Below are 17,982 nucleotides of genomic sequence, written 5' to 3'. Positions count from 1 at the left end.
AAATAAGATTTATTTCATTTTCCTTAACGTCGTAGATGTCCGACCTTTCTTTGACATTGTTTGTGAAAGGTCTAGTCGTCTTGACGGGGGTGCGTCTACAAAATCGAAGATTTTGGACTTACCGTCTATTTTCATCACGCTTTCTGAGTGCCCTTTGTATCTTAATTAAAGGAGTTTATAATAATGGATGTAACAGCAGAAGTATTAGCAATTTTTGATGATCTTTTTATGGAAGATGTCTCTGATATGATGGATGAGGATTTGTACGATGCCGGCGTACTTGACAGTATGGGTACGGTTGAGTTAATTGTTGAATTGGAAGGGCATTTTGATATCAACATTCCAGTTTCAGAATTCGGTCGTAATGATTGGAACACTGCTAACAAAATTATTGCAGGGATAGAGGAGCTTCGTCATGCTTAAACGCCTCTGGCACATTTTAGGACCTGTCTTTTGTGCTCTGCTATTAGTATTTGGCCTTATTGGGTTTTACCCCACTACAATGAACTATTCTTTGCCGGCTGAAAAGGAAGATGCAGTGGCTCTGACTAAGTCAAATTTTAAAAGTAAGTATAAGAAAACACGTGCATTGACAGATCCTAATCATCGCTTTGTCCCATTTTTTGGATCTAGTGAGTGGTCACGTATGGATAAAATGCATCCTTCGGTCTTGGCAGAGGCTTATAAACGACCTTATATCCCTTATCTCTTAGGACAAAAAGGAGCAGCGTCTTTGACTCATTTCTTTGGGATTCAGCAAATTGGCAAAGAACTTGACCATAAGAAGGCAGTCTATGTGATTTCCCCTCAGTGGTTTGTGGCAAAAGGAGCCAATGCTGGCGCTTTTCAAAATTACTTTAGTATAGGGCAGTTAGTGGATTTTTTGCAAACTCAGACTGGGAGCACTTATGACCGTTATGCTGCCAAGCGTTTTTTGAAAATGTATCCTGATTGCGCTCTCAAACCCATGGTGGAAAAAGTTGCTCGAGGAGAAAAACTTAGTAGTAGTGATCTAAAATTGTTAGAGTGGAAAGACTTGATTTATCAGAAAGAAGATGCTTTCTTTAGTCATTTTTCTATAACTAACAATTTTAAAAATAAGGTTTTGTCACAGGTAAATGATCTCCCTAAACCAATTTCTTATAAAAAATTGGGAGATATCGCCATCCAAGATGGCAAAGCTGCCACTACAAATAATGACTTTGGCATTGAAAATCAATTTTATAACATTCGAATATCTCATCAGCTTAAAAGGTTGGAAGGTTCACAAAAAAATTTTAATTACATCAAATCCCCCGAATATAATGACCTTCAATTAGTTCTTAATCAATTTGCTAGGAGTCAGACGAACGTTCTTTTTGTCATTCCTCCAGTGAATAGTAAGTGGGTAGCTTTTACAGGTCTTGATCAGGACATGTATCAAAAGGCTGTCGCTAAGATTAAATATCAGTTACAAAGCCAAGGCTTTACCAACATTGCTGATTTTTCAAAAGATGGTAATAAATCTTATTTCATGCAAGATACCATCCACATGGGATGGAATGGTTGGCTAGCTCTTGATAAGGCGGTTAATCCTTTCCTTAGCAAGCAAAAAACGCTCCCCAATTACACCATTAATGACCAATTTCTAACGAAAGCTTGGGCAAAATATGATGGTGAACCTGAAAACTTTAAGATGACAAAGTAAAATTTTGGAGTCTGAGCTTAATTTTTCCAATTTAAAAAATTACCCCCACTAAGAAATTTCCAGTCAGTTGGAACATTCTCTTGGAGGGGTATTTGTTTATCTAAATTCATTCATATTCTAAAAATCAAAATGAGATGTTGGATCAATTTGGAAGTGTAGCTCTATTTGCGTCGCTTAGTATCGCTAATAGAGGGAGAAGTTGCTGATATAGTCAATTAGTTTATCTTTTATTACTTCGTTAACTCGCCTTGCCGTACTCCAGTACTGCCTGCAGCTCGTTGTCTAGTACTAAAAGCAAACTAAAAGACTATATTTCCAAATTGAATAATTGAGCTTAGCTATTCTTTTTTGTATAGCTCACCTACCCTTCTATCTTGAACTAACAGCAAGCTAAAGGGCTGAATCAACGGATTTTTTCTGGTTTAGTTTGCGATATTGGCTGATGGTCTTCCCCGTCCATTTTTTAAAGGCTCTTGAGAAGGAAGAAACTTCTGCATAGCCCACTAAATAGGCCGCTTCATCCGTCGAAATGTCAGATTTTTCGAGGTAGCTGAGGGCCAGAAGTTTCTGTACATTTTGAAGTTCTTGGTTAAATTTGGTACCTTCGGCATTTAGGTTCCGCTGCAGGGTACGGCTGCTAATGCCCAAGGACATGGCGATATCCTCAACCGAGAATTCTCCACCAGGAATCGCCTGATAAAGTTTTTGCTGAACAATGCCTGTAAAGCTCTCACTAGAGATGGCTTCAGCCAGACGCTCTTTGAGCTGGGGTTCGAGATAATCCAGCATGATATTATTGGCAGTGATAAAGGGCAGCTCCAAATCTGATTTCCGGAAAATAAGCTCATTTCCCTCCATCTGCTCAACATGACAGTCAAAAGCCTCTAAAGCTTCCTGACCATAGACATAAGGTGTTCCTAGACGAACCGGCTTAATCGCCTGACCTGTCCCTGTACGGATCATGTCCAAAAGGAGATGTTGCTCATTGAGAACAGCAAAGCGCGGCAGTTCAAGTCCGGTATAATCATAGCGGTAGCTGACGCGTACAAAATCGTCAAATTGTTCCACACCAACGATAACGGGGCCAATGATTTTTTTGTATTTGGCAAAATGTTCAATAGCCGCTAGGCCATTTTTTGAGGAAAGGGCAGCAAAAAATGGCGGCATGAACATCTGGATATTCTGAAGACGGCTCATGGCCAAAATTTGCTCATCAGTCAAAATCTTGTCAAATGCCAACAGTAGGCGGTAGTAATCCAGCGTTGACAGGCTCATTTCTTCCTTCCAGGTGCCATCAGGAAGCTGGGCAACATCCAGTAAGGTTTGGAAGTCAAGACCAATACTCTTTAAAAATTCTTGATATTGTTTGGTAATGGTGAGTTTCATAAGGCTCCTCTTTATTCTTTCTATGGATAGTTTAACAAAATGCACTTTCTAAGGCCAGACCTGATAGCCTATTTAATACTCTTCGAAAATCAAAATTATCCGTTATCAACTTGCCTTGATGAACTCAAGTTCTATCGTCGACTTTGTTTCCTAGGCTACTTTTGATTTTCATTGAGTATAAGAACCTGTATTCACAGTTCAGCACTTCGCTTGTGAATACGGGTTCTAAAATATCAGGTAGTTGAGACATTCAGTGATAAAAAAGACAGATTGTGTTATTTTTCCCGTTCTTGTTTCTGTTATAATAGAATCAAGAAAACTCGAGGAAGTACCGTAATGCCCGAGCAAATACTGCCTCTTTCAGTACCAACTATCTTTTCGTGGGAAGCTATTTTAGGCTATTTGACTTGTGAAAATAATGAAATCATGTACAAAGTGGTAGAGGATAGGGTGCGGCGTGCCTTTTTAATCGACAAGCAAATCTATCTTTGTGAAATAGCCGATAGCGATTCTCTAAAGCGGCTTCAAATCAGAATTTTGAATCAGATAAGTTGGACCAGTAGCAGTCAAGAACACATCTCGCAGTTTGTGTCGGACTGGTTTGATTTAGCCAGGTCTTTAGTGGAATTCTACAAATTGGCATCTTCTGATTCCATTCTGAACCAGCTTGTCAATGATTTTTATGGACTAAGAATGGTCGGCATGCCTGAGTTCTATGAAGCGATTACTTGGGGAATATTAGGACAGCAAATCAATCTTGCCTACACTTACACCTTAAAACGACGATTCACCGAGACTTTTGGAAAAGCCATTTCTTTTGATGGAGAAAACTATTGGATTTATCCAGATCCCAAAAAATTGGCTCAAACGACCATTGATATCCAATGAAAATCAAAAGTAGCCTAGGAAACGAAGCCGACGATAGAACTTGAGTTCATCAAGGCAAGTTGACAACGGATATTTTTGATTTTCGAAGAGTATGAACAGTTAGTCAGTCTAAGTATGACACTACGGAAAGCTGAATACCTCATTGATATTTCACAAAAAATAGTGATTGGCGATATTTCAAAATCCTATTATCAAACATTTCAAACCGCTGAGAGTGCCGAAAAGGCTATGGTCAAATTAAGGGGAATTGGTCCTTGGACAGCCAACCATGTCCTCATGCGTTGTTTGCGCATGGGAGATGCTTTCCCAATGGCCGATATAGGCCTCTGAAATGGTATCAAGCTAATCAAGCAATTACCAGATAAGCCAAACACTGACACCTTGCACCATTTAAAGCAAGAATGGGGAACTTGGTCTAGCTACGCTACTTTCTACATTTGGCGTTTACTTTATTAAGAGGAGGAGAGATTATGCTGATTCAAAACAATTATGTATCCCCAATGGGCAAGCTGATTATACTGGCAGATGCCCATACTATCAAAGGAGTTTGGTTTCACAATCAAAAATATCTGGGGGCTGACTATGACCTTCAAGCCATTCCAAAAGGTGAAAATAAAGCTATCCTAGAGGTCAAAGACTGGTTACAGCGGTATTTTGCTGGAGAAAACCCAAAGGTAAACTTGGAGATACTGGCTCCTGAAGTCACGGACTTTCGCAGAAAAGTACTTGAAATACTGGTGCAAATCCCTTACGGGCAAACCACTACTTATAAAGCAATAGCAGAGCAAGTCGCCCAATTGGAGGGAAAAGAAAGGAGTTCTGCCCGAGCAGTTGGAGGTGCTGTAGGACACAATCCAATTTCCTTACTCATTCCCTGCCACCGTGTCTTGGGAAGCAAGGGAGAACTGACAGGCTACGCTGGTGGTATTGAACGGAAAATAGCCCTCTTAAAACTTGAAGGAGGTCAGGCAACATGATTACCGATACCGAATGGAAGGCCATCATCGAAAATAATCCTTCCTATGACGACCAATTTCGCTATGCTGTCAAAACCACAAAAATATTTTGTCGCCCTTCCTGTCCCTCACGTCCACCAAAACGAGAAAATATTACGGGATATTACGATTTTACAGAACCTGAAAAAGATGGTTTTAGGCCTTGCAAAAGGTGTCAGCCCAACGGAAAGCCCGTAGATGACACGCTTTGGGTGGAGGAAATTGACACGATTTTACAAGAGCAATATGCCGAAAATCTGACATTGAAAGAACTGGCTTATTTGGCTCACGGCTCCGAGTCTCATCTTCGACATGTTTTTAAAAAAGTGACCCAGAAAACACCCAATGTCATTAAGTTAAGTCTTTAACCAATTAAAGAAACTATTCCCGTCTGAGCAGTTCATGACAAAACGGGAATAGTTTTTGTATTCTGGTACAAAATTAGCATAAGGAGCCTTATCTAGCAAGTCCTTTGCTCAAAAAGGCTCTAAAACAGAAAGCGTGCTGATGCTTAAACGCTTAGATGCCTGCAACAATACGAGTCACTAGCAGACAAGCAATTGCTGATAAATCACTAAATCTTCTTTAAAGATGTTCCTTATCTTGGATTTACATTATAAATGTATAATAAAAACTCATAAGATTTTCTAGTAAAATGGATTCGAACGAACATTTTACGCAAGGAAATCTTATGAGATATTTTATGGGAAAGCTGTAAACTTAATTTGATAATTCAAGTTACAAAATAAGTATGACATCATTTTCTTCTGATAAGAGTTGCTCTGGCAGATAGGGACTATCTAACTCTTGTCCGTTTAGGAAGAGTTTGCTAAAGCCTGATTCTTTGTGGTTTGGGTTTTGAACGGTAATGTGCAATTGCTTGCCACGGAAGGTCTTGTTCATAGAGAAGCTATCCCAATCTTTGGGGATGGCGGGGCTGAGTTTAAGTCCCTTGAGGTCAGGACGCAACCCCAGAATACCTTCAACACAGCCTACCATAACAGTTGAAGCTGTTCCTGTCAACCAGTGAACGTGTGAATGACCAAAGTGTGGGCTGGCAGGTCCCTCAGTAAACTGCCCATAACAGTAAGGTTCTAACTGACGGATGTCAGCACGATCATTTTGTGCAGCCGGAGCATTTTCCATAAAATAAGTGAAGGCACGCTCACCTTGACCGCGTAGGGCTTCGGCTAAGATAAGCCAACCTTGTGATTGTGAGAAGATGCCGGCATTTTCCTTATTACCTTGATTATAAATAACTGCAAGTGCGCCATCAAAGGCATGTTTGTGGTACGGGGGATCCATGAGAATAGCACCATATTTCGTATTGAGGCGATTGAAGACATTGTTCATGGCTAAGTCAGCCTGTCTATCACTGGCTAGTCCACTAATGATAGCCCAGCTTTGTGGATTGAGCCACATATTGGCTTCCGGAGCACAAGCCTCACCAATGCGTTCGCCTGTTTCAGTAAATCCACGTACAAAACGGTCATTATCCCAACAAAGTTCTTGAATTTTTGTAGCCATATTCTCCAGCTCAGTATCAAGAAAAGTTATGTAGTTAGTATCACCTTTAGCAATTGCTAAATTTTTGAGGATAGTCAAGGCGTAGTAAAATTGCAGAGCAACAAATGATGACTCACCTTGTGCTCCCAAGCGTAGGCAGTCGTTCCAGTCAGCATAAAGACCTGCGGGCATCCCATGTGGGCCTAGATTGTTGAGAGAGAAGGTAATGGCTGCCTTTAAGTGCTCGTAAACTGTAGCTTGCCCTTTGTTTGCATAGGGAATGACCTCATCCAGAAAGGCAAGATTTCCCGTCTCAGCCACATATTTGTAAACCGTTGGGAAAAGCCAGAGAGCATCATCAGCGCGATAGGCTGGATGCCCCGTTTCTTGGACATAAGAGGCATCGTCTGGCGTGTCCTCATGCCCTGGATTGTGATTGAATTTAACCAATGGCAATCCGCCACCGTTATCCACCTGTGCAGAGAGCATAAAGCGTATTTTTTCAGCAGCCATTTCGGGCTTGAGATGGATGATGCCTTGGATGTCCTGCACTGTATCACGGTAGCCATAGCCATTGCGTAAACCACAGTAAATAAGTGAAGCTGCACGTGACCAGATAAAAGTCATGTAGCAGTTGTAGGCGTTCCAAGTGTTAATCATGGTGTTGAACTCAGGGCTTGGTGTTTTTACTTGCAGATTGATTAGACGATCTTCCCATTCTAATCGAAGATCATTGACTTCAGTATCAACAGTTGCTTTAGGAACGTTATAGTTTCGGAGAATAGCCTGCGCTTCAAGAGATGACTTTTCACCAAGAATAAAGACCAGTGTTTTACTTTCCTTGGGTTTAAGAGTAACTTTACTTGCTAGTGCACCGCAGGCATTTTCATTATAACTTGGGATATTTCCAAGATCACCAGAGGTGACTCCGATAGGTTTGTCATAGCTATTATAGGATCCGAGAAAGGCCTTTTTATCACCGCAAAAAGAAGAAACTTCCTGTCCAGCCAAACCAAAGAAACGTTCTGTGACAGTTTTTTCATCAACTTCTTCATCAGATTCTAAAGCATCTAAATTCCCATGGAGTTGTTGAATAAGATGATTGTGCTGAAAAAGAGTGCGCGTGATAAATAGTGAATATTGCAAGTTAACTTGATCTTGCTCGTAGTTAGGGTGGTTGGTAAATTCAGCGTAACCAGTCAGAGTTAGGTGACGGGTACAGTTAGAGTTGTTAGTCACTGTAAGCGCCCAAACTTCATAGCTTTGCCCCTTTGGAACATAATAGGTGACTTCTGAATGAATGTCTGCATAATCAGCGATCATTTTCGTATATCCCATACCATGATGACACTCGCTATGATAATTTTTTAAGTTCTTTCCAACAGGCTGCCAAGAGGCAGACCAGAAGTCTTGGCTGTCGTCATCACGCAAGTAAATATAGCGGCCGGGTTGATCAAAATGATTAAAGATATAACGTAGGATACGCCCATTTGCACCAGATTTAGCAAAACTATAGCCACCAGCATTATTGGAAATGATGGCACCATATTCTGGTGAACCAAGGTAATTAACCCAGGGTCTTGGTGTATCAGGTTTGTTGATTACATATTCACGATTGACATCGTCAAAATATCCGTACTTCATGAAATTCTCCTTAACAATTATTGTTTTACTATAATCCCTTTTGGGATGGTATGTGAAACTAGATTTAACTTTTTGCCTTACAGTTATCACTTATACTTAACGAAAATCAAAATCAGACTAGCTTTAACAGTCTAGGAGAGGGCAGTTGAAGGTTGGAATAAAGTAAACGTTGTTCATATTAATAACTTACAAATACGAATTGAAGTTCATTAAATCAAGGCTAAAAGACCTGATTTTAAATTTTCGAAGCATAATAGGGTTAGAATTTGACTCTAGGTAACTATAAGATTTTTAAAACTGTTGCAAATTTTCCTTGTGAGGAATAACCTAAAAAGTATTTTAGAGCCCGTACTCACAAGCGAAGTGTTTATAGATAAGAGGTAATTTTTAGCTAATCAAGGCAGTTTTTTGAGAGAATACTGACTGTATTTTGAAAAAACTAACGATGAGTAGCTCAAAAACTAGCCTTAGATAGAAGTGCTGAACTGTGAATACAGGTTCTTAATTCAAAACAATAGTAATACGGTGCTCTGCATCATCTAGTTGGTCTAATTGTGTCTTAGAGATGAGGACAAAGGCATCATCTGTAATGTCTAAGTTCTGACCGTCACAATTGGCTTTTGTTATCACATAGTCACCAAAATCTTTGTGCTTACGATTTTCATAAGTGATATGAAAAGTCTTATTGTCAAATGGTGCGGTGATAGAAGCTATGCCCTTTTCATCAAATTGTTCTGCTAAGAGCTTAGGATAGAGTACTAAGTCACCTGATTTTCCTTGAAGTCCAAATACTTCAGTGACCATGGTCAACATGTACCAGCTAGCTGCTCCTGTCAAGTAGTGGTAAACACCTCGACCATCTGAGCGAAAATATTCAGGTATTCCTGGATAGATGCGGCTAGTCTCAAATTTTAAAGCAGTGTCAGCTAAGGATTTAAGTGCTTTCCAGCCTTCCTTGGCAAAACCGCGACGGTAAAGAGCATTCGCATACATAACAGTCATATGTGAAAAAACAGCCCCATTTTCTTTTTCGCCATAAGCAAAGCCAAACATACGTCCTAAATCACTCTTAATTTCTTTGAAATCTGTATTTAAGCGATAACCACCGATTTCTGGGCGATAGAGATAGTGGTCAGCACTAGCAGTCATTTTACGAATTTGTTCATCAGTAGCTACATAATTCATGATGGTAAAGACTTGTCCGGTTAGCATCATATGAATTTGGCCGTTATAGTAGCCATCGGTTGCTTTGCCGCTGTTGTCGTAGTAGCTATTGTACCAGCCTTCTGCTTCATTGACATCTAACCATTCGTTTTGTTGTAAATGTTGACGTAACCAAGTTGCTTTTTGAATAAGGTTGAGCGCAATTTCTGATAGGCTTAATTTTATTTTGTGACCATTGGTATTGTGTTGACATTGATTAGTATAGGCATCTAAAATGTGATGTTTACGATTAATTTTATCGTAAATATCCGAATCACTTTTCAGAAGCAATCCAATTTCTTCCAAGATTTCTATGGATTTTATATTAGTTCTACTCTCTAGTAAACGAACGAGTGAAGCCAATTCCATAAGATTACCAGAGTAGGCTGCAGTAAAGGCAACACTTTCGCCATTCTCATCGGCCATATCAAGGGCATCATTCCAATCAGCTCCACGGAGGCGATAGACATTGTGTTGGCCGACTTCGTAGAAAGCTGTTAAATGTTGGATAAGTAGATGTTCTAAGATAGAACCAGTATAAAGATCATTAGTTGCAGTTCGCTGTTCATTACCATAGGTCTCAGTCCAGAGATTGTCAATTGCTGTTCCACGTTTAACATGAGAATCTTTGAAGTAGGAGACTTCTTTGGTTAGAATATTGATATCACCAGTTTGGTCAATGTAAAGTTTTGTTGTGATGAGTGGCCAAAGTGCATGATCCATCCAAACACGACTGATACCATTACGATCGGCCAAAAATTCTCCCTCCCCTTGGCCAATGATAGTAGCATTGGTGCCATCAAGACGAACTCCTTTGTAATTATTTATAATCATACTTCTAACAGCCTTAGGCTCCATGAGCAGAAGTGAGAGGCAATCTTGCCACAAATCACGCCAGCCTCGGCCTCCACGACCATAATCATGATGTGGAAGGAAGGAGCAACCGAAAATGCGGCGTAAATAAGGCTGAAAACAAACCCATTTCATGTAATTATCAAAATTGATGTCCTTAGTATGGAATCCAACGCTAACTTTATCTAACCAATAGTTTTGTGTTTCTACTAAACTAGACCGAACTTGAGAGAGTTTACTATATTTCTTCGCCATATTGTGTATGGCTTTTTCTTCCTCTTCAATTCCCATAAGGATAATAAAAGATTTACTTTGACCAACATCCAATGTAAAGGAATCAAAGCGAAAGGCTCCCATAGCTTCACGACCATCAATACTTGTTTGTGAATCGAAACCTGTTGAATCTTTAAAAACAGCAGCAGGGTGGGTAAAGTTTCCAGCTTCACCGATAAAACTTTCAACGGTAGGATAGAAGGTCTGTGGTCTTTTTTCTTTGTCGTCAAAACCAAAAACATAATAAATTTTATTATTAAGACGATGGCCACGTTCGTCAAAGGACATTGTTGGACAAACTTCAACACCAAATTGATTTGTCTTGATACGGTGTAGCATAGAGGTTACATTACGATGATCTCTAATATTGTCTGCGCTCCGTCCAAAAATTGGAATAGCAGCATAAGGGGTTAGGGTTTGTTCCACCTCAGATTTATTAATAATGTCTATTTGCATAATTTCAACATTTTCGTTGTGTGGAATAAAGGAAGTAAGGGTTGCTGTCAGCTGTGGTTTTTTTAATTGACGCTCCAATTTTTGCCACATGAAACCTGCACTTATGCGACTTTCTTCTTGTTCATCACTGAATTTCTGTGCTTCCTGTCTAGCAGAGGCCCCCGTTAACGAGGCAACTTGGCCAAACTGATTTTTTATCCAAAAGTTTCGAGTAGAACGGTTATTGTGTAAATTATCAATACTAACTGGTTCTATCAGGAAGGATTCTTGATCAATTTTTGCATCTCCTCCTAAATTTGGACTAATGGCACTTTTTAGTCCAACTTCTGAAGCAAGAGGAAAGTACAAAGAATTGATATTTTCAGGATGATCGATAGTGAAATCACCATTTTTATTAGTAAATGTCAAATGCTCCATCTTAGTCTCCTTATTTTAAGAACCTGTATTCACAAGTAAAGTGCTTTTTATAAGAGATAGTTTTTAAGCTAATCAAGGTAGTTTTTTTAGGGAATGCTGACTGTATTTTGAAAAAACTAACGATGAGTAGTTTAAAAACTGGTCTTAGATGGAAGTGCTGAACTGTGAATACAAGGTCTAAGTTATCTTACGTGCTTTATTTTAAAGAAAAGGCTTTCTTTTAAAAATAAAAAAAAAGCGAAAAATATCAAAAATCTGACATCAAGTCAAAAAACAATAAAATGGAATTTTAAAATAGTTTCGTTGAATTTGTCTGGACTTAAAGCAATTAAAACCTTTAAATGCTATTATATTAATGTTTTATAGCACTAAATAGATATTTTGAGATAAAAATGTTCTATATAAATACCTTGAAAGAAATAAAAATTGAAAAAAGAAAAAAATGAAATGAGGTCAAAAATCTGATATTTTTTGAAAAAATATAATATAACCCACCTAGCATTCAAGTTATAATTCAAGTACAAAATACATGAGGAAGATCCTCAGAAAATTAAAGGAGAATTTTTATGAACAAAAAAGTAAGCGCTTTAATAGCAATTGCTCTTGCTGCTGGAACAATGGTTGGGTGCTCTTCAAAAAGCAGTTCTTCAGCAGGAACATCTGCTAAAGAAGGAAAAGTTATCAACATCTATTCTTGGAATGATGAATTTCGTCAACGTGTAGAAGCAGTTTATCCAGAAGTCAAAGAAACTTCAAAAGATGGAACAGTGACAACCTTGAAAGATGGAACAGAAATTCATTGGATTGTTAATCCTAACCAGGATGGTGTCTATCAACAAAAACTTGATGAGGCTCTGCTAAAACAAGATTCAGCTTCTGCAGATGACAAGGTTGATATTTTCTTATCTGAAACGGATTACGTCAACAAATACTCTTCCAAGGAAGCTAATGCAGCGATGCCTTTGAAAGATTTAGGAATCAATCCGAAGAAAGATTTGGCTGATCAGTATGATTTTACAAAAGTAACCGCTTCTGATGAAGATGGTGTTCAACGTGGGGCAACATGGCAAACTTGTCCAGGTGTCCTTGTTTACCGCCGTGATATCGCCAAAGCTGTTTTTGGAACAGATGATCCAGAAGCTATTGGTGAAAAAGTAAAAAGCTGGGATACCCTAAAAGCTACGTCTAAGGAATTGCAAGATAAAGGCTACTTAACATTTGCTTCTTATGCAGACACTTTCCGCCTATATGGAAATAGTATCAAAACTCCTTGGGTTAAAGCTGGTGAAACAACTATTAATGTTGGTCCAGAAGTAATGAACTGGGTTAAAGATTCTAAAGAATGGCTTGATGCAGGTTACTTTAATAAGACCGTCAAAGGTCAATGGACGGATGATTGGAACAAGGCTATGGGATCTAAATCAAATGTCTTTGCTTTTCTTTTCCCAGCTTGGGGAATTGATTTTACCTTGAAACCAAATTGGGATGGTGCTGAGGGAGCTTGGGCTGTCACAAATCCACCACAAGAATATAACTGGGGCGGTTCTTACATTCATGGTGCTGAAGGAACAGATAATCCCAAACATGTCAAAGACATTATATTAGCCTTAACTGGTAATAAGAAAAATCTGTTGAAAATTTCTAAAGATTACCAAGATTTCACAAATACTAAATCTGGTATGGAAGAAGCAGCTAAAGATGACAGCTTTAAATCAGATTTCCTTGGCGGACAAAATGCCTTTGAATACTTCTCACCAGTTGCAGAAAGAATTAAAATCGCGCCATTATCAGCTTATGACCAAGGTTGTGTCGAAATCTTCCAAAATTCATTTAACGACTATCTCCAAGGTAAAGTAAGCTTTGACAAGGCAAAATCCAACTTTGAAACAGCCATAAAAGAACGTTATCCAGAAATCACAGAAATTAAATGGCCAAAATAGAAAATAGTATCCGCGGTGTTAATTAGCACTGCGGATAACTAAAGGAGTAAGAAAGATGAAACAAAAACGCAAACGTATTGATTATGGTAAATGGGGTTATATTTTCATACTGCCCTTCTTCCTAAGTTTCTTTATTTTCTCTTTTATTCCGTTGGTTGATACGGTTCGTTACAGTTTTTACGAATATTACCGTTCAGGGATTAGAGAAATCGGACCAACATTTGTTGGCTTGGAAAATTACATCAGCTTATTGAAGTCAGATATGTTGAAATATGCAGGAAACACTATGATTTTATGGTTGATTGGTTTTGTTCCTCAGATTACAATTGCTCTTCTTTTGGCTAATTGGTTTGTAGATGCACGTTTGAAAATCCGCGGTAAACAATTTTTCAAGGTAGTTATCTATCTTCCTAACTTGATTATGGCCTCAGCCTTTGCCATGCTCTTTTTTACCCTTTTCTCAACTAATGGTCCAATCAATTCTATTTTAAGCTCTCTTGGTTGGATTAAAGAGCCAATTGATTTCATGGGAACGGCTTTTGGTACGCGTTCACTGGTTGGTGTAATGAACTTTCTGATGTGGTTCGGAAATACAACTATCATGCTCATGGCAGCTATTATGGGAATTAGTCCAGATATTTTTGAGGCTGCTGAAATTGATGGGTGTAATAGTCGTCAACGTTTCTTCTATATTACTCTTCCGATGATTCGTCCAATTCTTGCCTATACTTTAATTACATCTATTATCGGTGGACTACAAATGTTTGATGTTCCGCAAATTTTGACCAATGGACAAGGAGCACCAGACCGAACCTCTACAACACTCATCATGTTCTTGAATAATCACCTGAAGAGTAAAAACTATGGTATGGCGGGTGCTTTGTCGGTTTACCTATTCGTTGTCAGTGCTTTTCTTTGTTGGTTTGTTTATAGGATGACTAATAATGAACTTAAGGCAACGAAACGCAAAATGAAGGCTAGAAAGGCATAATGAGGTGGTATGATGTCAACAAAAGCACAAAATCGGTTACGCACTATTGTGGCACATTTCGTATTGATAGTTCTCTCTTTCATGTGTCTCTTCTTTTTCTACATTCTATTTATCAATGCAACACACTCACATGCTGAACTGCAAAAAGGATTTTCAGCTTTGCCAGGGAATTCCCTTTTTAGCAATCTTTCAAAAGTTGCCAATGATGGTAGTTTCCCTATGTTCCGAGGTATTTTAAATAGTTTGATAGTTTCAGGCTTTACGGCAGCTATTTGTACCTACTTTTCAGCTTTGACAGCATATGGACTGTATGTTTACAATTTTAAATTAAAGAAAATTGCATTCACCTTTATTTTGGCAATTTTAGTGATGCCAACTCAAGTAACTTCTATGGGATTTCTTCGTTTGATAACTAATATGGGAATGTACGATAGTTTGTTACCACTGATTATTCCAAGCATTGCGTCACCAGCTGTTTTCTATTTTATGTATAGCTACTTGCAAGCTTCCTTACCACTTTCCTTAGTAGAAGCTGCACGAATTGATGGCTCTAATGAATTTCGCACTTTCAACACCATTGTTCTTCCTATCATGAAACCAGCTATTGCGGTTCAAGCTATATTTACCTTTGTTGGCTCATGGAATAATTACTTTATTCCAGCTTTGGTCATTCAATCCAAAGATAAGATGACTGTGCCAATTCTAATTGCCACTCTCCGTGGCGCGGACTACATGAGTTTTGACATGGGTAAAATCTACACCATGATTTTGGTAGCCATCGTTCCAATTATCATCGTTTATCTCTTCCTCTCTAAATACATTATTGCGGGTGTGACTCTTGGTGGTGTCAAAGAATAGGATTAGCCCCTACCTTTATAACTTTAAATTGATATTTTTCCAGCAATTTCTAAGCTCTGATGAGAGCTGCTGGTTTAATATCTTTTTGATTGACATCATATTAAAGCGTTTCTAAGTGAAATGTATTGAAAATAGCAGAGCGATTATTGAAAGTCGTATGTTACTAGGAAGCGTGAGATGTATAGGGTGTATTGAGACCAGATTGATCTCGCTATATTTAACTACACTAGTATAATTCCCTCTCCTAGTTTATTGATATTTCAATTTGCTAGTTTAAATTTAATTATTAAAAAATATGAAAATGGAGATTTTTTATGACAAAAAAACATGTTCTAAAATATGTATGTTATGCTGCGGCGCTATGTAGCTTACATGTTGGTTTGGCAACTGTTTCAGCCGAAGATGATGTGACAGTTTCAATACAAGCGGACACAACTCAGCTTACTCCTACAGTCACAGAAACTAATCCTGTTGATACAACTGCTGACGTTTCTTCAGCAAGCGATGTTGTTCAAAATACTACTAGTACAGAAGCTGCTACGACAGTTGTTGAGGATGCCGGAGCAACTGTAACTGCAGAAGCACCTGCAGATTTGCCTGTAGTTGCAGAAGCACCTGTGGAGGAAACTGCACCAGCAGATACAGCAGAAAAAACTTTGCCAACTGAATTTAGAACTGAATTTGATAAATTTGATGAAGCCACTATGGCTAAAGCTGACTGGTGGAATGGTAATCCTTTTGGAGCTGTCTGGAAACCAGAAAATGTCAAAGTTAATAACGGTATCATGACGCTTACCATTGATAACGGAACAGATACAAGTGCACCAGTTGAATATATTTCAGGGGAATTGCGTACCCAAGAATTTTTCCACTATGGAATTTACACAGTTAACATGAAGCCAATTAAAAAACCTGGTACAGTGAGTTCCTTCTTCACTTATACAGGTCCAAGCGATGATAACCCTTGGGATGAAATTGATATTGAATTTCTTGGTAAAGATACAAGTAAAGTTCAATTTAACTACTACACAAATGGTCAGGGAGGACATGAATATATCCATGATTTAGGATTTGATGCTGCAGAGGACTTTCACACCTATGCTTTTGATTGGCAAAAAGATAAGATTACTTGGTATGTCGATGGAGTAGCCGTTTATACAGCAACTGAAAATATTCCAGTGACTCCAGGTAAAATCATGATGAATGCTTGGCCAGGTAAAGGTGTTGATGATTGGTTGGAACCCTATGACGGAACAACACCCCTTGTTGCTTATTATGACTGGATGAGTTACGAGAAAGCTACTTCCAAACCACTTCCAACGGAAGAACCAACTGAGGATGATGACGTTGAAATACCAACTATTGACAAAGAACCAGCTAAAGACGATATTGTTGAAGTACCAACTAAGAAAGATTGCATAGAGAAAACGAACAAAACTGAGATTCCTGTAGCAGAAAAAGAAGTACAAAAAACTAGTGTTGCAAAGATTGCTAAAAACGATAATCAAAAATTACCGAATACTGGTGAAAAATCAGGTCTAGTGGCTTCTCTAGCTGGTAGTTTTCTTCTAGTTGGAGCTGCTATTTTCAAACCAAAAAGAAGAAAAGGATAGCTCCTTTTGGAACTAATGAAAGGTCAATAAATCTAATTTAGATAAGGATGGAAAACTGTTGTAATGAAAAATACGAATCCCCAATTTGGGACAAAGTTTGAATCTTATGATGATAGCTTTATGGAACTTAGAACAGGTTCAAATGGAGATATGTTCAACTGTATTTGGAAACCAGAAAATGTCACTTTTAAGGATGAGCTCATGTCCTTAAAAATCGACAGTGATGGACAAGGAGGTTATACAGGAGGTGAATGGCGCACCAGAGACTATTATCATTATGGGTTCTATCAAGTTTCCATGAAAGCTATTAAAAATCCAGGTGTTGTCAGTTCTTTTTTCACTTATACTGGACCAAGTGATGGAACGAAATGGGATGAAATTGATATTGAATTTTTAGGAAAGGATACAACTAAAGTTCAGTTTAACTATTTCACGGATGGTGAAGGAGAACATGAGTATTTATTTGAACTTGGATTTGATGCATCAGAGGATTTTCATACCTACGGATTTGATTGGCAAAGAGATAGCATTACTTGGTATGTAGATGGTAAAGCTGTTTATACAGCGACCGAGAATATACCGGAAACACCAGGAAAAGTCATGATGAATGCTTGGCCAGGAATTGGCGTTGATGATTGGCTAGATACCTATGATGGTCAAACGCCGCTATATGCTTATTACGATTGGATGTCCTATGAGGTAAAAAAGAAACATTAAAGATTAAAGATGTCCTTTAGGCAACACAGAGATTAGAATAATAGACAACATTGTATGCCTATTATGACTGGATAGCTACTCAAGATAAGACAGCAAAAGATGGTGGTAATGTATGTCGGTGGGAGTACCAATATCATCCAAGTCAAGAATGGGAGATTATGCCGACTGGCGATAACCTTTATAAGATTGCTAATCGACAGACAGGGTTGCTGTTAAATGTTTCTTATGCTAGTAAAGATAGCAATGCGAATGTTGAAGTCTATCATGATGTTGATAGTTTAGCACAAAGTTGGTGGATTGACCTTGCAGGTTGATGAATGGCAATTGTTTTATTCTTTTAATACGTTCTGTTTTTTGATAAGATTTCTTGGATAAGAACTATATTTTTAAAGGAAATGACAGCAGTACAGTTACCTTTAAAAGAATTGGCACATGGTCAATTATTAATATGATATAATGGATTACGGTATTGCTCTCTTTTTTGAATTCCTTTGGTGGAATATTGCTTTGATCAAAGTAGCTAGCTACCGATTACGTTTAATATTTGGAGGAACTG

General features: G+C 38.4%; 15 protein-coding genes. 12 read left to right on the top strand and 3 right to left on the bottom strand.

What is annotated here, in order from left to right; genetic code table 11:
- Positions 1 to 183: 183 nt before the first annotated feature.
- A complete protein-coding gene (dltC, locus tag ABZ559_RS10665; RefSeq protein WP_018375203.1) occupies positions 184 to 423 on the top strand; it encodes a D-alanine--poly(phosphoribitol) ligase subunit DltC in 240 nt (79 codons plus the stop codon).
- On the top strand, positions 416 to 1,687 hold the full coding sequence (gene dltD / locus ABZ559_RS10660) for a D-alanyl-lipoteichoic acid biosynthesis protein DltD (RefSeq protein WP_367006350.1): 1,272 nt from the start codon (positions 416 to 418) through the stop codon (positions 1,685 to 1,687). Before dltC ends, dltD begins: the two co-directional genes overlap by 8 nt.
- Before the next feature lie 390 nt (positions 1,688 to 2,077).
- Here the strand turns inward: dltD and ABZ559_RS10655 are convergent, their stop codons facing one another.
- Positions 2,078 to 3,073 (bottom strand): helix-turn-helix domain-containing protein, encoded by a 996-nt coding sequence (locus tag ABZ559_RS10655; RefSeq protein WP_367006349.1) that lies wholly within the window; start codon positions 3,071 to 3,073, stop codon positions 2,078 to 2,080.
- Between the two features lie 270 nt (positions 3,074 to 3,343).
- Here ABZ559_RS10655 and ABZ559_RS10650 point away from each other — a divergent pair, with 270 nt between their 5' ends.
- The 4 genes from ABZ559_RS10650 (at position 3,344) to ABZ559_RS10635 (ending at position 5,324) form a co-directional block, all read left to right on the top strand.
- Entirely contained in the window at positions 3,344 to 3,961 is a 618-nt protein-coding gene (locus ABZ559_RS10650; protein WP_367006347.1) for a DNA glycosylase, read from the top strand.
- A gap of 114 nt (positions 3,962 to 4,075) precedes the next feature.
- Positions 4,076 to 4,291 (top strand): hypothetical protein, encoded by a 216-nt coding sequence (locus ABZ559_RS10645; protein WP_317335155.1) that lies wholly within the window; start codon positions 4,076 to 4,078, stop codon positions 4,289 to 4,291.
- 143 nt (positions 4,292 to 4,434) lie between these two features.
- Entirely contained in the window at positions 4,435 to 4,938 is a 504-nt protein-coding gene (locus tag ABZ559_RS10640; RefSeq protein ID WP_367007656.1) for a methylated-DNA--[protein]-cysteine S-methyltransferase, read from the top strand.
- The gene (locus ABZ559_RS10635; RefSeq protein ID WP_367006346.1) at positions 4,935 to 5,324 is read left to right on the top strand and encodes an Ada metal-binding domain-containing protein; all 390 of its coding nucleotides are present in this window, start codon (positions 4,935 to 4,937) and stop codon (positions 5,322 to 5,324) included. Before ABZ559_RS10640 ends, ABZ559_RS10635 begins: the two co-directional genes overlap by 4 nt.
- A gap of 370 nt (positions 5,325 to 5,694) precedes the next feature.
- On the opposite strand, the gene ABZ559_RS10630 is transcribed toward ABZ559_RS10635, so the two are convergent.
- The gene (locus tag ABZ559_RS10630) at positions 5,695 to 8,106 is read right to left on the bottom strand and encodes a glycosyl hydrolase family 65 protein (RefSeq protein ID WP_367006345.1); all 2,412 of its coding nucleotides are present in this window, start codon (positions 8,104 to 8,106) and stop codon (positions 5,695 to 5,697) included.
- A gap of 501 nt (positions 8,107 to 8,607) precedes the next feature.
- Positions 8,608 to 11,307, bottom strand: a complete 2,700-nt coding sequence (locus tag ABZ559_RS10625) for a cellobiose phosphorylase (RefSeq protein ID WP_367006343.1) — start codon at positions 11,305 to 11,307, stop codon at positions 8,608 to 8,610.
- Between the two features lie 566 nt (positions 11,308 to 11,873).
- Here ABZ559_RS10625 and ABZ559_RS10620 point away from each other — a divergent pair.
- The 6 genes from ABZ559_RS10620 to ABZ559_RS10595 all read left to right on the top strand — a co-directional run bounded on the left by ABZ559_RS10620 (position 11,874) and on the right by ABZ559_RS10595 (position 17,740).
- Positions 11,874 to 13,247 carry an ABC transporter substrate-binding protein gene (locus tag ABZ559_RS10620; protein ID WP_367006341.1) on the top strand — a complete coding sequence of 458 codons (1,374 nt, stop codon included), beginning with the start codon at positions 11,874 to 11,876 and terminating at the stop codon, positions 13,245 to 13,247.
- Between the two features lie 55 nt (positions 13,248 to 13,302).
- Complete coding sequence (locus tag ABZ559_RS10615; RefSeq protein WP_018375658.1) at positions 13,303 to 14,238, top strand: carbohydrate ABC transporter permease; 936 nt, start codon at positions 13,303 to 13,305, stop codon at positions 14,236 to 14,238.
- A gap of 9 nt (positions 14,239 to 14,247) precedes the next feature.
- A complete protein-coding gene (locus tag ABZ559_RS10610; RefSeq protein WP_245538840.1) occupies positions 14,248 to 15,096 on the top strand; it encodes a carbohydrate ABC transporter permease in 849 nt (282 codons plus the stop codon).
- A gap of 314 nt (positions 15,097 to 15,410) precedes the next feature.
- A complete protein-coding gene (locus ABZ559_RS10605; RefSeq protein ID WP_367006339.1) occupies positions 15,411 to 16,709 on the top strand; it encodes a family 16 glycosylhydrolase in 1,299 nt (432 codons plus the stop codon).
- A gap of 63 nt (positions 16,710 to 16,772) precedes the next feature.
- Positions 16,773 to 17,426 carry a glycoside hydrolase family 16 protein gene (locus tag ABZ559_RS10600; RefSeq protein WP_367006338.1) on the top strand — a complete coding sequence of 218 codons (654 nt, stop codon included), beginning with the start codon at positions 16,773 to 16,775 and terminating at the stop codon, positions 17,424 to 17,426.
- Between the two features lie 50 nt (positions 17,427 to 17,476).
- Entirely contained in the window at positions 17,477 to 17,740 is a 264-nt protein-coding gene (locus ABZ559_RS10595; RefSeq protein ID WP_367006336.1) for an RICIN domain-containing protein, read from the top strand.
- Positions 17,741 to 17,982 lie beyond the last annotated feature (242 nt).

This window comes from Streptococcus sp. ZY19097 (genome assembly GCF_040731245.1).
GTDB lineage: Bacteria > Bacillota > Bacilli > Lactobacillales > Streptococcaceae > Streptococcus > Streptococcus orisratti.
This window is presented reverse-complemented; position numbering and strand designations above follow the sequence as displayed.

Bases quoted from the DNA above. Each gene is read 5' to 3' on its own strand.
- dltC (WP_018375203.1), top strand. From the start codon at position 184: ATGGATGTAACAGCAGAAGTATTAGCAATTTTTGATGATCTTTTTATG.
- dltD (WP_367006350.1), top strand. From the start codon at position 416: ATGCTTAAACGCCTCTGGCACATTTTAGGACCTGTCTTTTGTGCTCTG.
- ABZ559_RS10655 (WP_367006349.1), bottom strand. From the start codon at position 3,073: ATGAAACTCACCATTACCAAACAATATCAAGAATTTTTAAAGAGTATT.
- ABZ559_RS10645 (WP_317335155.1), top strand. From the start codon at position 4,076: ATGACACTACGGAAAGCTGAATACCTCATTGATATTTCACAAAAAATA.
- ABZ559_RS10635 (WP_367006346.1), top strand. From the start codon at position 4,935: ATGATTACCGATACCGAATGGAAGGCCATCATCGAAAATAATCCTTCC.
- ABZ559_RS10630 (WP_367006345.1), bottom strand. From the start codon at position 8,106: ATGAAGTACGGATATTTTGACGATGTCAATCGTGAATATGTAATCAAC.
- ABZ559_RS10625 (WP_367006343.1), bottom strand. From the start codon at position 11,307: ATGGAGCATTTGACATTTACTAATAAAAATGGTGATTTCACTATCGAT.
- ABZ559_RS10620 (WP_367006341.1), top strand. From the start codon at position 11,874: ATGAACAAAAAAGTAAGCGCTTTAATAGCAATTGCTCTTGCTGCTGGA.
- ABZ559_RS10615 (WP_018375658.1), top strand. From the start codon at position 13,303: ATGAAACAAAAACGCAAACGTATTGATTATGGTAAATGGGGTTATATT.
- ABZ559_RS10610 (WP_245538840.1), top strand. From the start codon at position 14,248: ATGATGTCAACAAAAGCACAAAATCGGTTACGCACTATTGTGGCACAT.
- ABZ559_RS10605 (WP_367006339.1), top strand. From the start codon at position 15,411: ATGACAAAAAAACATGTTCTAAAATATGTATGTTATGCTGCGGCGCTA.
- ABZ559_RS10600 (WP_367006338.1), top strand. From the start codon at position 16,773: ATGAAAAATACGAATCCCCAATTTGGGACAAAGTTTGAATCTTATGAT.